The sequence below is a fragment of the Streptomyces sp. NPDC058697 genome, from assembly GCF_042715345.1.
GTDB classification, from domain to species: domain Bacteria; phylum Actinomycetota; class Actinomycetes; order Streptomycetales; family Streptomycetaceae; genus Streptomyces; species Streptomyces liliifuscus.
In genome coordinates this window covers 733,377-752,697 of record NZ_JBHXSU010000001.1, presented here as the reverse complement: position 1 = coordinate 752,697, position 19,321 = coordinate 733,377, and the positions used below count along the sequence as shown (strand labels likewise).

Below are 19,321 nucleotides of genomic sequence, written 5' to 3'. Positions count from 1 at the left end.
GCCTGTGCCCTGCGCTCCGTAAAATTCCGCCTTCGAAAGCGAACGCGGTTCGAGCGCGGCGCGGAACCCTAGGAACGGCAACGGCGATGACGGTGACAGAGGACAGCCAGGCGGCCCCCGCCGTGGACACGGCAGAGGCCCCGGACGGCTCGTACGGTCCCGGTATCGACCCGGAGCGGCTGGCCGTCTGCCTCAGCGTGCTCGACGAACTCGAGAAGATCGAGGTCGACCACCCCGACGCCATCGCCGTGCGCCGCGCCACCGCGGGCGTCTACCGCACGGTCAAGCAGCGCCGCCGCCAGGAGCGCCGGGCCGCCAAGACCGCCCACGACAAGGCGGTCACCGAGGCCACGGCCACCGGCTCCGCCCAGCGCATCGACGACGAGACCGAGGGCATCCTGCCGTCGTCGGTGACGGACGAGGGCCAGATCGCGGGGATACTCCAGCGCCCCCGCTCCTGCTACATCTGCAAGGCGCGGTACGTCGAGGTCGACTACTTCTACCACCAGCTCTGCCAGAACTGCGCCGCCGAGAACCGCACCCGCCGCGACGCCCGCACCGACCTCACCGGCAAGCGGGCGCTGCTCACCGGCGGGCGCGCCAAGATCGGCATGTACATCGCCCTCCGGCTGCTCCGGGACGGCGCGCACACCACGATCACCACGCGCTTCCCGAACGACGCCATCCGCCGCTTCAAGGCCATGCCCGACAGCGACGAGTGGATCGGCCGCCTGAAGATCGTCGGCATCGACCTGCGCGACCCCGCCCAGGTCGTCGCGCTCGCCGACTCCGTTGCCGCCGAGGGCCCGCTCGACATCCTGATCAACAACGCGGCCCAGACCGTACGCCGCTCCCCGGGCGCCTACAGCGAGCTGCTCGCCGCCGAGTCGGGACCGCTGCCCACCGGTGAACTGCCGCCCGCCGAGGTGATCGGCACCTTCGGCTCCGGAGCCGTGTCCGCGCTTCCGGTGGCCGGGGGCGGCGCGCTGACCGCGAAGGAGGTCACAGACCTGGCGCTGGTGTCCGGCTCCGCGTCCCTGGAGCGGATCGCCGCCGGTACGGCCATCGACGCGGGCGGCCTCGTGCCCGACCTGCACGACACCAACAGCTGGATCCAGGCCGTCGAGGAGGTCACGCCGGTCGAGCTCCTGGAGGTCCAGCTCTGCAACTCGACCGCGCCGTTCATCCTCATCAGCCGGCTGCGGGCGGCGATGGCGGCGGCTGGGGCCGACCGGACGTACATCGTGAACGTCTCCGCCATGGAGGGCGTCTTCAACCGCGGCTACAAGGGTGCGGGCCATCCGCACACCAATATGGCCAAGGCCGCGCTCAACATGCTCACGCGCACCAGTGCGCAGGAGATGTTCGAGAAGGACCGCATTCTGATGACCGCGGTCGACACCGGGTGGATCACCGATGAGCGGCCGCATCCGGACAAGATGCGGCTCGCTGACGCGGGGTTTCACGCGCCGCTCGATCTGATCGACGGGGCGGCTCGGGTGTACGACCCGATCGTTCGGGGGGAGCAGGGCGAGGACCTGTTCGGGGTGTTCTTGAAGGACTACGCGCCCGGTAAGTGGTGAGTCCGCGGGTGTGTGGGGGCTGGTCGCGCAGTTCCCCGCGCCCCTTGAGGGGCGCCCCTGCCGCCCGGGGTCGCCGTGTGCGCTGCGCGTACCCTCGTGCCGCCGTCCACCAGTAGGTCCGTTCCCGTGATCCACTCCGCCGCGTCCGAGGCCAGCCAGACCACCGCCCTCGCGATGTCCTCCGGTTCGCCGATGCGGCCCAGGGGGAGGCCGGACGCGAGGTCGTCCTCGGACTGTTCCCATACGAAGCGGGCCATCTCGGTGCGGACGAGGCCGGGGGAGACGGAGTTGACCCGGACCCCGGGGGCCAGTTCGCCCGCGAGCTGCTGGGTGAGGTGGAGCAGGGCTGCCTTCGTCGTGGAGTAGGCGCCGACGTTCGGGCCCACGTGCGTGGCGCCCTCGGTGCAGATGTTGATCACCGAGCCGCCGTGGTCGGCCATCCAGGCCCGCCACGCGTACTGGACCAGCCGCAGCGGTGCCTCGACATTGACCGTGAACGCCTCGCGCCAGAGGTCCGGGTCGGCCTCCATGAGTCGGCCGTACGGCTGGTTGGTCGCCGCGTTGTTCACCACGATGTCGATACGGCCGAACTCGTCCATCGCCAGCTCGGTCAGCTCGCGCAGATGCGCCGGGTCCGCGACGGTGCCCGCGATCCCCACGCCACCCAGCGCGGCGGCGGCACGGCGTACGTCCTCGGCACCCCGGCCCGTGACACACACCCGAGCCCCCGCGGCCACGAGCCCCTCGGCGACGGCCAGGCCGATCCCGCGCGAGGCCCCGGTGACGACGGCGACCCTGCCCTGAAGTCCGTACGGCGACGTCATCCGCGTACGGTCTCATGACGGGCCGTCAGTCAACAGGCCTGCGTCGGAGCGTGCTCGACCGGTGGGCGGGTGGCCGTCAGCCGACGGTCCTGGGCCGTGCGTGACGTGCCGCGACCAGCTCCAGTACCGTGCGCCAGTCCTCCAGGACTCCGGCGTCCAGGCCGGACGCCCACGAGGCCTCGTCCGCCTGCCGCAAGGTCTGGACGTCCTCCATGACCGGATCGTCCTCCCACCCGTCCCGGTGGAGGCGTACGAGACGGGAGACGCGCTCGCCGAGCAGCGGGCGGACCGTGTCGGCCGCGTGGTCCGCGTGCCCCGCGACATCACCGGGCCTCAACAGCTGCCCGATGACATGGACCAGGCCTGCCACCTGGAGTTCCTTGTCGGCGGGGCGACTTCGACGCAGCAGCGCCGCGGTCTGCAGCGCGTGGTCGTGGAGATCGACCGGAGCGCCGCCGTGGCCGGCGGTGTTCCGGGACCCTCGGCAGGCGTGCAGCAGATCCATCAGCTCTTCGACACTGCGCAGCTCCATGCGCCAGTCCTCCCTGCGGGCGAGAAAGGCCGTTGCCACGCGTCAGCAGATCATGGCCAGCTTTCAACCGAACCAACGGGAACTGAACTGCGAGCCGTGGAATGCCCCCGGATGCCCCGGCCCCCGCCCCGGGCTTCGGTTCCCGGGGCGGGGCGCCCGTCTCGGTGGCCTCGGCTCAGTGCCCTCGGTCGATCCACTCCTGAAGGTGCGGGGCCTCGGCGCCGACCGTCGTCGCGTCGCCGTGGCCCGTACGGACCGCCGTCTCCGGGGGAAGGGCGAGCAGCCGCGTCCGGATCGACTCGACGATCGTCGGGAAGTGGGAGAACGACCGGCCCGTCGCGCCCGGGCCGCCCTGGAACAGGGTGTCCCCGGTGAAGACCGTGCCCAGCTCAGGGGCGTACAGACACACCGCGCCCGGTGCGTGTCCCGGCGTGTGCAGGACGGTCAGCTCCACGCCCGCGACGGAGAGCCGCTGTCCGTCGGTGAGTTCTCCGTCCGGCAGACGGTCCGGGTGGGTCTGCTTCCACAGCGGGAGGTCGTCCGGGTGGAGCAGGATCGGAGCCCCGGTGCGGGCCGCGAGGGCGGGGGCCGCGTCGATGTGGTCGTTGTGGGCGTGGGTGCAGACGATGGCCCTCAGCGTGCGGTCGCCGAGCGCCTCGGCGATGGCGTCGGCGTCGTGCGCCGCGTCGATGACCACCGCCTCGGAGTCGTCACCCACGATCCAGACGTTGTTGTCGACGTCCCAGGTGCCGCCGTCCAGGCTGAACGTGCCCGATGTGACCAGATGCTCGATACGGGCCGCCGTCACAGCTCCACCACCGAGCGCAGGACGTCGCCCTGGTGCATGCGGTCGAAGGCCTGCTCCACCGCGTCCAGTTCGATCGTCTCCGTGACGAAGGCCGCCAGGTCGAGGCGGCCCTGCTGGTGGAGGTCGATCAGCATCGGGAAGTCGCGGGAGGGAAGGCAGTCGCCGTACCAGGACGACTTGAGGGCGCCGCCGCGGCCGAAGACGTCCAGCAGGGGCAGCTCCAGCTTCATCTCCGGTGTCGGCACACCGACCAGGACCACCGTGCCCGCGAGATCCCGGGCGTAGAACGCCTGCTTGTACGTCTCGGGACGGCCGACCGCCTCGATGACGACATCGGCGCCGAAGCCGCCGGTCAGCTCCCGGATCGCCTCGACGGGGTCCGTCTCCTTGGAGTTGACCGTGTGGGTGGCGCCCATCGTGCGGGCCTTCTCCAGCTTCCGGTCGTCGATGTCGACGGCGATGATCCGCGCGGCGCCCGCGAGGTTCGCACCGGCGATCGCCGCGTCCCCGACGCCGCCGCAGCCGATGACGGCCACCGAGTCGCCACGCCCCACGTTGCCGGTGTTGATGGCGGCGCCGATGCCGGCCATCACACCGCAGCCGAGGAGGCCCGCCACCGCGGGGGACACCGACGGGTCGACCTTGGTGCACTGGCCGGCCGCGACCAGGGTCTTCTCGGCGAAGGCACCGATGCCCAGGGCGGGGGAGAGCTCCGTGCCGTCCTCCAGGGTCATCTTCTGCTTGGCGTTGTGCGTGTTGAAGCAGTACCAGGGGCGGCCGCGCAGACAGGCGCGGCACTGGCCGCACACCGCACGCCAGTTGAGGACGACGAAGTCGCCGGGTGCCACATCGGTGACGCCCTCGCCGACCGACTCCACCACACCGGCCGCCTCGTGGCCGAGAAGGAAGGGGTAGTCGTCGCTGATGCCGCCCTGCTTGTAGTGCAGGTCGGTATGACAGACCCCGCAGGCCTGCACCTTCACGACGGCCTCGCCGGGACCCGGGTCCGGGATGAGAATCGTCCGGATCTCCACCGGTTCGTTCTTGCCGGGGGCGATGACACCGCGTACCTGCTGGGCGGCCATGTCGGCTCCTTCGCGTGGACAATGGGGCGTTGATCATGTTGGCACAGGGCCGGTCGAGTGGATCCGAGCCTGTGGACAACCGAGTGAAACACGCCCGACCGGGGCCTGAACGGACCCTGAAAGACTTCAGACGGTTACACCTTGTTTTCAGCCCCATCGAGCGGACGTCCGCTCATTTGGTTACCCTGTACGGGACGGACAGCTTATTTGGGTCCCACCCACACCCACGGTCCGTCCCGGGACAAGCCGGTCACCACGGCCTGCTCTCATATGAGTTGACTGGCGCCACCGCGTCCGATCTGCCTCTACTCAGACCCGAGCGGGCGTCAGGCGACCAGTAGCAGAGTGGTCCTGCACGCCCCGAGGGTGACCGACACAAAAGGAGTGCGCGGTGACACCGGAGAAGACGAATCTCGATCAGGGCCCCAAGGAACGTACGGAGCTCGCAGGCCGGGCCGAGAAGCTCGGCAGCCTCGACGTCTGGGCCAGGTCCGCACCCATCCGCCTGGCGGGCTACGAGGACGACCTCGCCGAGCCCCACATCCTGCCCAGCGTGGACTGACCGCCCAGGTTTACCGCAGGACCCGCACGATCGCTGATCGGCATGGGCGTGCAAGACTCACGTCCATGCTGATCAGAGAAGCCGCGGCCGGTGACTGGCCGCGGATCTGGCCTTTCTGGCACCGCATCGTCGCCGCCGCCGAGACCTACGCGTGGGACCCGGACACGTCCGAGGAGGACGCCCGCGCTCTGTGGATGGCCCCGGGCAAGCGTGTGTACGTCGCCGAGGACGCCACCGGAGCGGTGGTCGGCTCCGCCTACGTCACCCCCAACTACGGCGGCCCCGCCTCCCACATCGCCAACGCCGCCTTCATGGTCGACCCCGCCCAGTCGGGCCGCGGCATCGGCCGGGCCCTGGCCAACCACATCCTGGAGTCGGCCAAGGCCGACGGCTACCGGGCGATGGTCTTCAACGCCGTCGTCGAAACCAACCCCGCCGTCAACCTCTGGCTCTCCCTCGGCTTCACCATCGTGGGCACGATCCCGGACGCCTACGACCATCCGACGCACGGACGGGTGGGCTTGCACGTGATGCACCGGGTCCTCTGACCGACGGGGGGACGGGGCGTAGGGCTGATCTCGGGGCTGCGGGCCGCATGCGCCTTCTTGCGCCGGGCACGGGCAACTGCCGTTTTGAGGGCCGCGGGCAGCACCTTTCTCACTCGGGCCCCGGGCAACCCCCATGCTTTTAGGGGCGCGGGGAACTGCGCGACCAGCCCCCACGCACCCGCAGCCGACCTACAACCCTCCCCCCGCACCCCCCAGCGGAGCCGTCCGCGTCCAAGGCCGCAACTCCTCCAACTGCCCCGCCAACTCCAACAACACCGCCTCACTACCGGGCCGCCCCACCAGCTGGACAGCACCCGGCACCCCCGAGGGCAACGTCCCGAACGGCACGGCCACAGCCGGCCACCCCGTCAGATTCCACGGCGGCGTCAACGGCGAACAGTTCGTGTTGACCAACACATTCCGCAGCCACCCCCGCCGGTGCCACTCCGCCGCCGCGGGCCCCCGCCGGGCAAGGGCGGGCGTCAACAACACCTCGTGCTCCGCGAAGAACGGCTCGAACCGCTTCCGCAACTGCTCCCGCCGCACCCCACCCCGCACAGACCCCACAAACCGCCGCCCCAAGGCCGCATGCACCCGGGTCCGCCGAGCCAGCCGCCGCGGATCGAGCCCCTCCGCATCCACCGCCGTCCCCGCGGTCCAGTGCGCGAGCGAGGTAGTCCCCAGCCACACGGGATACGGCGGATCCGCCCGCCGGACCCGATGCCCCGCACCCGCCAGCAACTCGCCCGCCTCACGGGCCGCGTCGGCGTAGGGCCGGCTGACGGTAACCCCCACCAGAGGACTCCGCACGGAGACGGCGACCGTCCGGGTGACGGATTCCCCGGCCCGTACGACACCGCTCGCGGCCTCGGCCCCCGTCGCGCCTGCCGTTCCGGCCAGGACCGAGAACATCAGCCGCGCGTCCTCGACCGTCGTCGCCAACGGCCCGTTCTCGGACATCCCGAACCAGTCACCGTGGCCGATGCCCGCAGGGACGACGCCATGCCCCGGCTTCAGCCCGATCAGCCCGCAGTTGGCGGCGGGTATGCGCAGCGACCCCATGCCGTCGTTGCCGAGCGCGATGGGCACCATGCCGGCGGCGACCGCGGCCGCGCTGCCACCGGACGAGCCGCCCGCGGTGCGCGTGGTGTCCCACGGATTGCGGGCCGTGCCGTACACGCCCTCCGTGGTGCCGAAGACGCAGAGTTCAGGGCAGTTCGTCAGCCCCACCACGACCGCGCCCGCCGCCCGCAGCCGCGCCACGGTGACATGGTCCTCGTCGGCCGGAGTGTCGGGGCTCGCGGCGGTGCCGTTGCGGGTGGACTCGCCCCGTACGGCCAGATTGTCCTTGACCGCCACCGGTACGCCCGCGAGGGGGAGTTCGGCCAGGTCGGCGCGGGCCGCCACCGCGTCCGCCTCGGCGAGCGCCGCCGTCGCGCGCAACGTCCGGAAGGCACCCACGCGGGCGTCGAGCAGCTCGATCCGGGCGAGATGCTCGGCCACCACCTCGCGGGGCGTGACCCGCTTCTCCCGTACTGCGGCGGCGATCTCGGCGGCGGTCCGGCCGGCCCAGCTGGTCACGATGGCTCCTCGGGGGCGTGTGATTACCGGTGAGTACGAGCGAGTACGAGGAGCACTGTGCCCCGGCGCGGGGCATCCCGTCGAGAGCCGCCGCGCTTGGACATTCGCTCCGGTCCTCTTGGACTTTTCGCGCCGAGGCCGTCCCGCTCCTCGCGCGGAGTGGCAGGTCATCCGACCACTGGGTCAACTTGGCTGAGTTCAGACCCCATTGACAGGCCCTGAAGCCAGCCCAATCATCACACCTCCGATGATTGGGAGGTGCCCGTGCGTACGGATGCCAGGAGTACGTATCCAAGACGGTCCAGGCTGGTCGGCGTCGTGGCGGCGCTGCTGCTGCTCGCGGCCCCGGTCCCGGCGGCCCAGGCGGCCGGCGGGACCGAGGAGGCCGGCCCGGCGACCCCGGTCACCGTGCCCGCGCTGTCCGGCTGGGCGCCGGAATCCGGACAGTACGTCTACGGCCGCGGTACGCGTCTGGTGGCGGACGGGAAGGCCGAGCGCCGCGTCGCCGACACCCTCGCCGACGACCTGCGGGCGGCGGGCCACGGCAGTGTCCCCGTCGTCGGCGGGGGAGCGCGTACGGGAGACATCGTTGTCGATGTCGCACCGCAGCGGGCCGCGCTCGGCAAGAAGGGGCCCGGCGAGAAGGGGCTCGGCAAGGAGGGGTACGAACTCCGCGCGGGCAAACGCCTGTCGGTGACGGGCGCCACCGAGACCGGCGCCTTCTACGGCACCCGGACCATCCTCCAACTCCTCGCCCAGGGCGACCGGTTGCCCGCCGGACGCACTGTCGACGTGCCGCAGTACGAGGAGCGCGGCGTCGGCGTCTGCGCCTGCTACATCCACATCACGACGGACTGGCTGGAGAACCTCGTACGCGACATGGCGTACAACAAGCTCAACCAGCTGCTGCTCGAACTGAAGGTGAAGAGCGACGCGCACCCCGAGGCCAACACCTGGGGCTACTACACCAAGGACGAGATACGACGCCTCGTCGCCCTCGGCGAGAAGTACCACGTCACGATCATCCCGGAGATCAACTCCCCGGGGCACATGGACCCTTGGATCGAGAACCGCCCGGATCTCCAGCTCACCGACTCCGACGGCAACAAGCAGCCGTCCCGGCTCGACATCACGCGCCCCGAGGCCTTCGCCTACTACACGAGCCTGATGGACGAGTACGCGGAGGTCTTCAAGGCCGACTCGTGGCACATGGGCGCCGACGAGTACATGCTCGGCTCCGACTTCGCCAAGTACCCGCAGGTCCTGGAGTACGCCCGGGCGAAGTACGGCGCGAACGCAACGCCCCAGGACGCGTTCATCGACTTCGTCAACCGTGTCCACGACTACGCGGCGGGCAAGGGCAAGAAGCTGCGCATCTGGAACGACGGGCTCACCGGCGCCAACACCGTGCCCGTCACGGCCGGGACGACGGTCGAGCACTGGCTGAACGTGGCGACGAAGCCCAGCCAACTCCGCGCCCAGGGCTACCCGTTGATGAACGCGGCCTACGCCCTCTACCTCGTGCGCGGCGGCTTCCACTCGGACACCAAGGGCCTGTACGACCAGAGTTGGGACCCGCGCAGCTTCGAGGGCGAGAAGCTCGCCTCACGTGAGGGCATCACCGGGGCGAAGATCAGCCTCTGGCCCGACAACGGGCGCGGCGAGACCGAGAACGAGGTCGCGGAGGACACCGACCCGGCCCTTCGTCACGTCGCCCAGGCCACCTGGGGCAGCCCCCACCCGGACGCCACGTACGCGGAGTTCACCGACCGCGCGGCAGCCGTGGGCCACGCGCCCGGATGGCGGGACCTCACCCGAGTGCCGGTCGCGGACGGCACGTACACCTTCCGCGCGGGGACCGCGGCCGTGACGGCCGAGGTGAAGCGCACCCCGGACGGCTACGTGACCTTGAGGACCGCGAACGGCTGTCTAGAAGTACGCGGCGGCAAGCTCACCCTCAATGTGCCGCTCCGGCCCGGTGTCGAGGTGTCCCGGCAGACCTGCGACCCCGAGAACACCCTGCAGCGCTGGCAGTTGGCGCCCGCGCAGGACGGCTACCGGCTCGTCAACGCGATCACGCAGATGGCGGTGCACGTGACCGACGGCGGTCGCCTCGTGCAGTACCCGCCGGACCAACAGCGGCCCGCTGTGTGGCAGTTGACCGCCGAATGACCCGCAGAGCCGTCGCCGGCAGCCCTGTTGACCCCCTGACCTGAGGAGTCCGACCCGCATGGCAGTCTCCAGACGTCTCTTCGTCACGGCCGCCGCCTCGCTCGTGGCGTCGAGTGGTACGTCCCTGGCCCTGGCGTCCTCGGCATCCGCCTCCCCTTCCGCACCCGACTCCACGGCTTCCGCTTCGGCCGAAGAACCGTGGTACCGAATCCCCGTAAGCCCCGACGACACCCCGGAGGAACTGGTCCGCAAGGCCTCCCAAGTGCGGCCCACGGAACGGCAGATCGCCTGGCAGGCCCTCGAACGCACCGCGTTCCTGCACTTCGGCGTGAACACCTTCACCGGCCTCGAATGGGGCATGGGGGACGAGGACCCCGACCTCTTCCAGCCGGTCGGCCTCGACACCGACCAGTGGGCCCGCGCCCTGCGCGACGGCGGGTTCAAGCTCGCCATCCTCACCGTCAAGCACCACGACGGCTTCGTGCTCTACCAGTCCCGCTACACCAACCACTCGGTGGCGTCGAGCAGTTGGCAGGGCGGACAGGGCGACGTCCTGCGCTCTTTCGCAGACTCGATGCGGCGCCACGGCATCAAGGTCGGCGTCTATATCTCCCCGGCCGACGAGAACCAGTACCTGCACGGCGTGTACGCCAACGGCAGTGCCCGCTCCGAGCGCACCATCCCCACCCGGGTCCCGGGTGACGACCGCCCGGACGGACCCACCTTCACGCTCCCGGCCACCGACTACGGCGCCCATATGCTCGACCAGCTCTACGAGGTCCTCACCGAGTACGGGCCCGTCGACGAGGTCTGGTTCGACGGCGCCCAGGGCCGTATCCCGCCGGACAAGGTCGAGAAGTACGACTGGGACAGCTGGTACACGCTGATCCGGACGCTCGTGCCGGACGCCACGGTCGCCGTGTCCGGACCCGACGTGCGCTGGGTCGGCAACGAGGGCGGCTTCGCCCGTGAGAACGAGTGGAGCGTCGTCCCCGTCCAGGAGAAGGACAACGGGCGCATGGACTTCGCGCTCTCGTACGACGCACCCGACATGGGCGGCCGGGACGCCCTGGTTGCCGCGCAGCCCGTCGCCGACTACCTCCAGTGGTGGCCGGCCGAGGCAGACGTCTCCATCCGCGACGGCTGGTTCTACCACGCCGACCAACAGCCCAAGTCGGTCCAGCAGTTGACGGACATCTACTTCGGCTCGGTGGGCCGCAACGCGGTACTCCTGCTCAACATCCCACCGGACAAGCAGGGGCTCCTCCCGGCCGCCGACGTCACCCGCCTACGCGAGTTCCGCGAACGAATCGACCGCGAACTGCCGGAGGACCTGGCCCGCGGCGCCCGGGTCACCACCTCCCCGGGCACGATCACGGTCGACCTCGGCCGGACCCGCGAGGTGGACCGGATCCGCCTCGCGGAGGACATCCGCCACGGTCAACAGGTGGAGAGCTTCGTGGTCGAGACCCACACCGAGGGAGCCTGGAAGCGCGTCACAGGCTCGGGCACACTCGGCGCGAGCCGCATCCTGCTCCTGCCGACTCCCGTACGGGCGAGGCACTGGCGTGTACGGGTAACACAGTCACGTCAACGGCCGCACCTGGCCCAGTTCGCCCTGTACCGCTCGCGAACCTGATTCCCGCAGTCCAGGGCGCGCCCGTTCAGCAGGGCGCGCCCCTTCAGGGGCGCGGGGAACTGCGCGACCAGCCCCCACTGCCCCGCAGACGAAACACCACCGCCCCCGTCCTTCGCGCTCAAGCCCCGCAGGGCCCCGTACTCTCCCGAGAAATCAACCGCGGCACAGGCACCCGCACAGCCCGCGCCGGCCCCCCGTCCAGCAGCGAGGTCAACTCCTTCGCCGCGGTCCGGCCGAACTCCACCGTGTCCCGGGACAACGCCGACAGCCACGGTTTGACCATGCGGCACAGCGCCGAGTCCTCCCAGGCGACGACCGAGACGTCACCCGGCACCGAGAAGCCCAGCTCCGTCGCCGCGGCGACCCCGGCGACGGCCATCACGTCGTTGTCATAGATCAGCGCGGTCGGCGGCGAACCGCCCTCCACAACGCCGCCCCCCAGCACCCGCCGCGTGACGGCGGCCCCCTCCGCGTCCGAGTAGTCCGTGGTCACCGAGCGCACCTCCGCGAGCCCGCGCCGCTCGGCCTCGGCGCGCAGCGTACGGATCCGGCGCTCGGTGTGCGCGAGGCCGGGCAGGCCCGCGATGTGCACGATCCGGCGGTGCCCCAGCGCGGACAGCTCGTCCACGACGGCGGCCATCGCGCCCGCGTCGTCCGCCCAGACGGTGGACAGACCCGGGTGCCGCGCGTCCGGCGCACCGCCGATGACCACCGCGGGCAGCCCCAGTTCGTCCAGCAGGTCCGGGCGTGCGTCGTCAGTCCGGGGGTCGACGACCAGCACTCCGTCCACGCGGTGCTCCGCCCACCAGCGCCGGTACACCGCGCACTCGTCGTCGACGTCCTCGACGACCTGGAAGAGCAGGCCGAGATGACGCTCCGCCAGGACCTCCTGTATGCCGGAGATGAGCTGCAGGAAGAACGAGTCCACGCCCAGGGTGTCCGCGGGCCTGGCCAGGACCAGGCCGACCGTCGCCGCGCCCTCGCCGGACAGCTGGCGCGCGGCCGTGCTGGGCCGCCAGCCCAGTTGCTCGGCGACCCGGCGCACCCGGTCCCGGGTGATCTCGGAGACCCCCGGCCGGTCGTTGAGCGCGAAGGAGACCGCGCTCTCGGAGACCCCGGCGCGCTGCGCGATGTCCTTCATCGTCGGCCGGCGCGCGGGAGACCGCTTGGCTGGCAACCTTGCTCCCCATTTCAATGAAGCCCCGCTCAATGGGGCTCCGCACTAATGCGCTTGAGCTCGAACACTCTAAAGCGCATTAGTGATCGGCTGCAAGAGGCGATATGCAAGCTTGTGACCTGGACTGATGTCCAGCTAATGAATTTAGCGGGGCGGAATCCATTGACTTCCCCACCGGGATGGATGCAAGGTCTGCCCGTCACCTCCGACCACACCGTCGCAAAGGAGCCCGGTCACTGTGCGCATGCCTCGCAGAGCACTCGCCGCCGCTGTCGTCGCCCTAGCCCTGCCGCTCAGTGCCTGCGGCTCCGGGGGTGACGAGGGCGGTTCCACGGACGCCTCCGGCAAGGTCGAGGGCGACATCACCTTCCAGACCTGGAATCTGAGGGCCAACTTCAAGCCGTACTTCGAGGGCCTGATCGCGGACTTCGAGAAGAAGCACCCCGGCACGAAGGTGAAGTGGGTCGACCAGCCCGCCGAGGGCTACGCCGACAAGATCAGCGCGGACGCGGCCGGCGGCACCCTGCCCGACGTCGTGAACGTCTCGCCGGACCTCGTCGCCCCGCTCGCCAAGGCGGGACTCGCGCTCGACCTCGACAAGTCCGCCGCGAAGTACAAGAAGGAGTACCTGCCGGGCGCCTGGGCGAGCCACGAGATACCGGGCATGGAGGGCACGTACGCCTTCCCCTGGTATCTGAACACCGGCCCGCTCTTCTACAACAAGTCGCTGTTCAAGGAGGCCGGCCTGGACGCCTCGAAGCCTCCGAAGACGTACGACGAACTCTTCGACGACGCCCTGGAGTTGGCGGACAAGAGCGACGGCAAGGTCGCCACCCTCGCGAACGTGCCCACGATCGAGGACTTCGGCCGGTACGGCGTCGAGCTGATGAACAAGGAGGGCACCGCCTTCGCGTTCAACGACGCCAAGGGGGTCGAACTCCTCACCAAGTACAAGGAGTTGTACGACGCCAAGGCGCTCGACTCGCAGGCGCTGACCGCGACCCCGGAGTCGTCCGGCAAGAAGTTCCTGACCGAGGCCGTCGCCATGAACCCGGGCAGCGCCCTGGACCTCGGCAACTTCAAGAAGCAGGCGCCGAACCTCTACAAGAACATCGGCATCACCGACCAGATCACCAGCACCGGCAAGGTCAACATGTATGTGATGGGTGTGATGGTCAACGCCCAGACCAAGCGGACGCCCGCCGCGGTCGCCTTCGCGCACTTCGTCACCGACGCGCAGAACCAGATGTCGTTCGCCAAGAAGGTCGCGATCTTCCCGAGCACCGCAGGTTCGCTGGACGACCCGTACTTCACCGAGGAGGACGGCACGGACGAGACCCGCGTCCGGATCGCCGCCGCCAAGTCCCTGAAGAACGCGGTCAATTACACGCCGGTCCTGTTCAGCGAGCAGATGAAGACCGAGCTGCGGAACTCCGTCGCCAAGGCGCTGCAGGGCAAGGTGAGCCCCGAGGAAGCGCTCGACAACGCTGTCAAGGCGTGCGACCGGCTGCTCCAGCAGCAGGGCTGACCGACATGGCGAGTTCTTCCAGCACCGCGACCTCCAAGAGCGCTTCCGCCGGCATCGGGTCGGCCGGCACCGCGCGGGTGCGGCGCCAACTGCCCACCAGTCCCTGGCTGTTCGCCGCCCCGGGACTGCTGGTCGTCGGCATCTTCATCCTCTACCCGTTCGTCTCGACGCTGGTCAACGCCTTCACGGACCGCCGGACCCTGATCCCCGGCGAGTTCGTGGGTCTGGCCAACTTCCGGGAGCTGCTGCACGACGAGATGTTCTGGATCGGCCTGCGCAACAGCACGCTGTACGTCCTCGGGGTGGTCCCCGCGCTCGTACTGCTGCCCCTGCTGCTCGCGCTCCTGGTCCAGAAGAACATCCCCGGCATCGCCTTCTTCCGGTCGGCCTTCTACACCCCGGTCGTGGCGTCCATCGTCGTGGTGGGACTCATCTGGGTGTGGCTGCTCGACGAACGCGGCCTGGTGAACTCGCTGTTGGAGACGATCGGCGTCGGCAGGATCGGCTTCCTCAGCGACCAGTGGCTGCTCCTGCTGAGCGCCATGGCCGTCACGGTCTGGAAGGGCCTCGGCTACTACATGATCATTTATCTCGCCGCGCTCGCCAACGTGCCGCGCGAGCTGCACGAGGCCGCGTCGGTGGACGGCGCGGGCGCGATCCGCCGCTTCCTCACGGTCACCGTGCCCGCCGTCCGCTCCACCATGGTGCTGGTCGGCGCGCTCTCCTCGGTCGCCGCCTTCAAGGTGTTCTCCGAGGTCTACCTGATGGCCGGCCCGGACGGCGGCCCGGCGGGCGAGGACACCACGCTCGTGATGCTCGTGCAGCGCACCGGCACCGGCCTGACCGGCCGGGTCGGCTATGCCTCCGCCATCTCGGTCGTCGTCTTTGTCGTCACCGTCGCGCTGATGCTGCTCGTGCTGCGCGCCGACCGGAAGGAGGACGCGTGAGCGTCGCCGAGAAGGTGCGCGAGGCACCGGCCGCCGTGGAGGCGGCGCCCCGCCGCAAGCGCGTCACCGACGAGCACGGCCGAAACGTCCGAGTGTGGGAACTCGCCCTGCGCTACCTGCTGTTGATCGCGGTCCTCGCGCTGACCGTCGGGCCGTTCGTGTGGCAGTTGTCCACCTCGCTGAAGGGCCCGACCGAGGACATCTTCAGCTCGCCGCCCAAGTTCCTGCCGAGCGACCCGACCCTGCACAACTACGAACGGGTCGCCGAGACCATCCCCGTGTGGGACTACGCCTTCAACTCGCTGAAGGTCGCCACCGCCAACGTCGTGACGAACTGCGTCGGTTCGGCGCTCGCTGGCTACGCGCTCGCTCGGCTGCGCTACCGCGGCCGCAAGGTGACCACGCTCGTGTTCATCCTGGCGATGCTCGTGCCCGTGGAGGGCATCATCATCGCCCAGTTCACGACGATGCGTGAGCTCGGTCTGAACAACACCCTCATCGGGGTCGTCCTGCCCGGCTGCATCGGCGCGATGAACGTCCTGCTGATGCGCAACGCGTTCCTCAACCTCCCCTACGAGATCGAGGAGGCGGCCTACGTGGACGGGGCGAACGTCTGGCAGCGGTTCCTGAGGATCGCCCTGCCCTCCGTGAAGGGCACCCTCGCAGTCGTCGCGATCTTCGCCTTCATGGGCGCCTGGGACGACTTCCTGTGGCCGCTCATCGTGCTCAGCGACCCGGACAAGTTCACCCTGACCATCGGCCTCAACTACCTGCACGGCACCTTCGCCAACGACGAACGGCTCGTCGCCGCGGGCACGATCATCGCGGTGGCACCGCTGATCGCCCTGTTCGCCTGTCTCCAGCGGTACTTCTTCCGCGGTGTCGGCGAGGGCGCGGTCAAGGGCTGAGCCCCCGGCAACCACGGGCTCACCCGCCCACACCACCACGGGCTCACCCGCCCGCAAGGCCCCACACCCCCACGTACGCACCCCAGAACCAGGACTCCCGCATGCCGCCTTCTGTCGTGCGCTTCGGCGTCAACTACACCCCGAGTGAAGGGTGGTTCCACCACTGGCTGGACTTCGACCTCGACTCCGTACGGGCCGACCTCGACTCCATCGCCGCACTCGGCCTGGACCACATCCGGGTCTTCCCGATCTGGCCCTACTTCCAGCCGAACCGTTCGCTGATCCGCCCACGGGCCGTCGAGCAGCTCGTCGACCTCGCGGACGCGGCCGCCGAGCGCGGCCTCGACGTCAACGTCGACGGTCTGCAAGGTCACTTGTCCAGCTTCGACTTCCTGCCCGCGTGGACACAGACCTGGCACCGGCGGAATCTGTTCACCGACCCCGAAGTCGTGGAGGGGCAGGCCGAGTACCTGCGGACCCTCGCGGCGGCCCTCGCGGACCGGCCCAACTTCATCGGCATGACCGTCGGCAACGAGGTCAACCAGTTCTCGGCGGGCCCCCATCCGGACCCCGACAGGGCGGAGCCCGCCCAGATTGACGCCTGGCTGGAGCGGATGCTCACCGCCTGCGAGAAGGGCGCGCCGGGCAGGCTGCATCTGCACGCGGAGTACGACGCGGCCTGGTACCAGGACGACATGCCGTTCACCCCGGCCCAGGCCGCCCGGCGCGGCGCGGTGACCGCCGTGCACTCGTGGGTCTTCAACGGCACGGCCCAGCGGCACGGACGTACCTCAGTCGCGACCGAGCACCACGCGGCCTATCTGATCGAGCTGTCCAAGGCCTGGGCCGACGACCCGTCCCGTCCGGTCTGGCTCCAGGAGGTCGGCGCACCGGCGCCGCTGGTCCCCGCCGAACACGCCGCCGCGTTCACGGAGGCGACCGTCGCGAACGCACTCGACTGCACCGATCTGTGGGGCATCACCTGGTGGTGCTCCCACGACGTGTCCCGCGATCTCGCCGACTTCCCCGAACTCGAATACGGGCTGGGCCTGTTGACCAACGACCGCCGTGCCAAGGACAGTGCACGGGCGCTCGCCCGCACGGCCCGCGAGCACACCTACGCCCCCAAGACCCGCACGACCGCGCTCGTCGTCCCCGACAGCCCGGCCGGCCGCTCGCTCTGCGCGCCCGGCGGACCCGTCTTCGAGGCGTTCTTCCGGCTGACCGCCGACGGCGCCCGCCCGGCCACCGTGCTCGCCTCACGCGCGGGCGACGAGGAACACCTCGCCGCCCGTGGCATCACCGAAGTCGTCACTCCCGATCAGGTTCCGTAGACCCCCACAAGAACTCCCACAAGGAGGCACTTGCTCGTGAACCCCACCAGACGCACCGTCCTGCTCGCCGCCGGCACCGGGGCGGCGGCCGCCCTGCTCCCGGCCTCGCCCGCCACCGCCGAGGCGAATGCCGCCGCGGCACTCCAGCCGTACGCGTCCTACTGGTACCCGGACTCGTTCCCCTCGGGCTCACCGGGCGCGGGCATCACCTGGCGCAGCCTGAAGGCATGGCGCGCCGCCGACGACACCGACCTGGCGTTCAACGCGGCGTCCGTGCCGCTCGCCGCCCGCTTCACCCCGACACCGGCGAACACGACGGCCCGCTCGGGCCAGGCCCGTATCCAGTCCCTGGTCTCCTTCGGCCCGACCGCGAGCAACCCCTCGCAGGGCGCGGCCAACGCCGACTACTACGCCCTCACCCACTGGTCGTACGTCGACGAGCTGATCTTCTGGGGCGGCTCCTCCGGCGAGGGCCTGATCCTGGCCCCGAACGCGCCGATCGTGGACGCCGCCCACCGGCACGGCGTGCCCGTCCTCGGCAATGTCTTCCTGCCGCCCGTCGCGTACGGCGGACAGCTGCAGTGGACCCGGGACCTGGTGCAGAAGGACGCGTCCGGGCACTACCCGCTGGCCGCGCAACTCGTGGCGGTCGCGGAGGCGTACGGGTTCGACGGCTGGTTCATCAACGCCGAGACCAGTGGCGGGAACGCCGCCCTCGCCACCGACATGCTCGGCTTCCTCACCGAGCTCAAGACGCTCGGCGCGGCGAAGGGGCAGCGCGTCACCTGGTACGACTCCATGACGGTGAGCGGCTCGGTGAGCTGGCAGGGTGCCCTCAACAACCAGAACAGGGTGTTCTTCCAGGCCGCCGACTCCATGTTCGTCGACTTCCGCTGGTCGTCGAGCAGTCTGGCCTCTTCGGGAACGGCGGCCCAGCAACTCGGTCGCAGCCGCTACGAGTTGTGGGCGGGTGTCGATGTGGAGGCCAACGGCTGGAACCGCTCCGTGAACTGGGACGCCATGGTGCCCAGCGGCTCGGCCCATGTCGTATCGGTGGGCTTCTACCGGCCCGAGTGGACCCGCAACCACCTGCCTGCCGGGCGCACCCCGGGCGACTTCCACGCCGCAGACGACCGCTTCTGGACCGGACGCTCGCTCGATCCGGCGAAGCCGGACGCCACCGACACCTGGCGGGCCCCCGCCGTCTCCGTCGCCGACCGCTCGACGGTCACCGCCGCCCCGTTCGCGAGCACCTTCAACACCGGGCACGGCCTGCGCTGGTACGAGGACGGCAAGGTCACCTCGACGGCCCCCTGGAACCACCTCGGCCTCCAGGACCGGCTGCCCTCCCGGCGCTGGGTCGTACGCACGACGGGCGCGCGTCCCGCCGTCACCTTCGACTTCGCGGACGCGTGGCACGGCGGCAGCAGCGTCCTGGTCGCCGGAGCCCTCGACGCGCCCGCCACGCTGGACCTGTACGCGACCAGACTGCCGATCGGCGAGGACACGGTCGTCGAGCTGACCCACCGCGCCGACTCGGGGAGCGTGACGGTCGAGCTGGCCGTCGCCACCGCCGAGCCGTCGGGCGCGGGCCAGCCGTACGGGTACACGTATTACCCGGTCACCGTCGGCAGCGGCTGGGGGACCTCGACCGTACGGCTGACCGGGCTGCCGGCGGGCGGCACGGTGCACGCCCTCGGTGTCCGGCTCACCGGGGCCGGCGGCGCAGTGAAGTGGCGGCTCGGCGGAATAGCCGTACGGAACCAGGCCGCCCAGAGCCCGTCGGTCCCGGCCGACCTGAGCATCACCGGCGCCACGGGAGGCGACCTGCGCTTCGCGTGGCAGGCCGTCCCCGGTGACGTACGCCACTACACGCTCCACCGGGTCCTGCCCGACGGCACCCGGCGCTTCCTCGGAGGCACCGCCCAGCGGGCCTTCTTCGTCGGCGGATTGACACCCGAGGGCGGTGAGTCCACGGCAAGGTTCGAACTGCGGGCCGTGGGGGAGCTTTACACCGCGTCGGCCCCCGCTACCGTCACACACACCTGGTGACCGCCGACCAGGTGGTCATCACCGAGAGCCGGTGCTGACCA

Annotated in this window: 16 protein-coding genes; 10 read left to right on the top strand and 6 right to left on the bottom strand. The window is 70.3% G+C overall.

From position 1 onward, the window contains the following. Window positions 1-86 precede the first annotated feature (86 nt). Window positions 87-1,583 carry an SDR family NAD(P)-dependent oxidoreductase gene (locus ACFWXQ_RS03280; protein ID WP_383948898.1) on the top strand — a complete coding sequence of 499 codons (1,497 nt, stop codon included), beginning with the start codon at window positions 87-89 and terminating at the stop codon, window positions 1,581-1,583. Here ACFWXQ_RS03280 and ACFWXQ_RS03275 read toward each other — a convergent pair. From ACFWXQ_RS03275 to ACFWXQ_RS03260, 4 genes are all read right to left on the bottom strand, one after another. Beyond that, on the bottom strand, window positions 1,562-2,407 hold the full coding sequence (locus ACFWXQ_RS03275; RefSeq protein ID WP_383948901.1) for an SDR family oxidoreductase: 846 nt from the start codon (window positions 2,405-2,407) through the stop codon (window positions 1,562-1,564). The genes ACFWXQ_RS03280 and ACFWXQ_RS03275 overlap by 22 nt on opposite strands. Before the next feature lie 76 nt (window positions 2,408-2,483). Further along, window positions 2,484-2,939, bottom strand: a complete 456-nt coding sequence (locus ACFWXQ_RS03270) for an HD domain-containing protein (RefSeq protein ID WP_200401368.1) — start codon at window positions 2,937-2,939, stop codon at window positions 2,484-2,486. Window positions 2,940-3,114: 175 nt separating this feature from the next. Then, on the bottom strand, window positions 3,115-3,747 hold the full coding sequence (locus ACFWXQ_RS03265) for an MBL fold metallo-hydrolase (RefSeq protein WP_383948904.1): 633 nt from the start codon (window positions 3,745-3,747) through the stop codon (window positions 3,115-3,117). Next, on the bottom strand, window positions 3,744-4,832 hold the full coding sequence (locus ACFWXQ_RS03260; RefSeq protein WP_383948907.1) for an S-(hydroxymethyl)mycothiol dehydrogenase: 1,089 nt from the start codon (window positions 4,830-4,832) through the stop codon (window positions 3,744-3,746). The genes ACFWXQ_RS03265 and ACFWXQ_RS03260 overlap by 4 nt, the downstream gene beginning before the upstream one ends. A 391-nt stretch (window positions 4,833-5,223) precedes the next feature. Here ACFWXQ_RS03260 and ACFWXQ_RS03255 point away from each other — a divergent pair, with 391 nt between their 5' ends. Continuing rightward, window positions 5,224-5,394: a hypothetical protein gene (locus ACFWXQ_RS03255; protein WP_169801989.1), complete on the top strand. Its 171-nt coding sequence runs from the start codon at window positions 5,224-5,226 to the stop codon at window positions 5,392-5,394. A gap of 65 nt (window positions 5,395-5,459) precedes the next feature. Further along, on the top strand, window positions 5,460-5,942 hold the full coding sequence (locus ACFWXQ_RS03250) for a GNAT family N-acetyltransferase (RefSeq protein WP_383948910.1): 483 nt from the start codon (window positions 5,460-5,462) through the stop codon (window positions 5,940-5,942). A 189-nt stretch (window positions 5,943-6,131) separates the two neighbouring features. On the opposite strand, the gene ACFWXQ_RS03245 is transcribed toward ACFWXQ_RS03250, so the two are convergent. After that, the gene (locus tag ACFWXQ_RS03245) at window positions 6,132-7,523 is read right to left on the bottom strand and encodes an amidase (protein WP_383948913.1); all 1,392 of its coding nucleotides are present in this window, start codon (window positions 7,521-7,523) and stop codon (window positions 6,132-6,134) included. A 264-nt stretch (window positions 7,524-7,787) separates the two neighbouring features. On the opposite strand from ACFWXQ_RS03245, the gene ACFWXQ_RS03240 reads away from it, so the two are divergent. Continuing rightward, on the top strand, window positions 7,788-9,695 hold the full coding sequence (locus ACFWXQ_RS03240; RefSeq protein WP_383948916.1) for a family 20 glycosylhydrolase: 1,908 nt from the start codon (window positions 7,788-7,790) through the stop codon (window positions 9,693-9,695). Between the two features lie 58 nt (window positions 9,696-9,753). Then, entirely contained in the window at window positions 9,754-11,334 is a 1,581-nt protein-coding gene (locus tag ACFWXQ_RS03235; RefSeq protein WP_383948919.1) for an alpha-L-fucosidase, read from the top strand. Between the two features lie 118 nt (window positions 11,335-11,452). Here ACFWXQ_RS03235 and ACFWXQ_RS03230 read toward each other — a convergent pair whose 3' ends face one another. After that, window positions 11,453-12,511 carry a LacI family DNA-binding transcriptional regulator gene (locus tag ACFWXQ_RS03230; RefSeq protein WP_383948922.1) on the bottom strand — a complete coding sequence of 353 codons (1,059 nt, stop codon included), beginning with the start codon at window positions 12,509-12,511 and terminating at the stop codon, window positions 11,453-11,455. Window positions 12,512-12,755: 244 nt separating this feature from the next. On the opposite strand from ACFWXQ_RS03230, the gene ACFWXQ_RS03225 reads away from it, so the two are divergent. The 5 genes from ACFWXQ_RS03225 (at window position 12,756) to ACFWXQ_RS03205 (ending at window position 19,280) form a co-directional block, all read left to right on the top strand. Then, entirely contained in the window at window positions 12,756-14,039 is a 1,284-nt protein-coding gene (locus ACFWXQ_RS03225; protein WP_383948925.1) for an ABC transporter substrate-binding protein, read from the top strand. A gap of 5 nt (window positions 14,040-14,044) precedes the next feature. Next, window positions 14,045-14,986, top strand: a complete 942-nt coding sequence (locus ACFWXQ_RS03220; protein WP_383948928.1) for a carbohydrate ABC transporter permease — start codon at window positions 14,045-14,047, stop codon at window positions 14,984-14,986. Further along, window positions 14,983-15,894, top strand: coding sequence for a carbohydrate ABC transporter permease (locus tag ACFWXQ_RS03215; protein ID WP_383948931.1), 912 nt, complete (start codon window positions 14,983-14,985; stop codon window positions 15,892-15,894). Before ACFWXQ_RS03220 ends, ACFWXQ_RS03215 begins: the two co-directional genes overlap by 4 nt. A 116-nt stretch (window positions 15,895-16,010) precedes the next feature. After that, window positions 16,011-17,228 carry a glycosyl hydrolase gene (locus tag ACFWXQ_RS03210; RefSeq protein ID WP_383948943.1) on the top strand — a complete coding sequence of 406 codons (1,218 nt, stop codon included), beginning with the start codon at window positions 16,011-16,013 and terminating at the stop codon, window positions 17,226-17,228. Window positions 17,229-17,264: 36 nt separating this feature from the next. Continuing rightward, window positions 17,265-19,280 carry an endo-beta-N-acetylglucosaminidase gene (locus ACFWXQ_RS03205; RefSeq protein ID WP_383948934.1) on the top strand — a complete coding sequence of 672 codons (2,016 nt, stop codon included), beginning with the start codon at window positions 17,265-17,267 and terminating at the stop codon, window positions 19,278-19,280. Window positions 19,281-19,321: the final 41 nt, after the last annotated feature.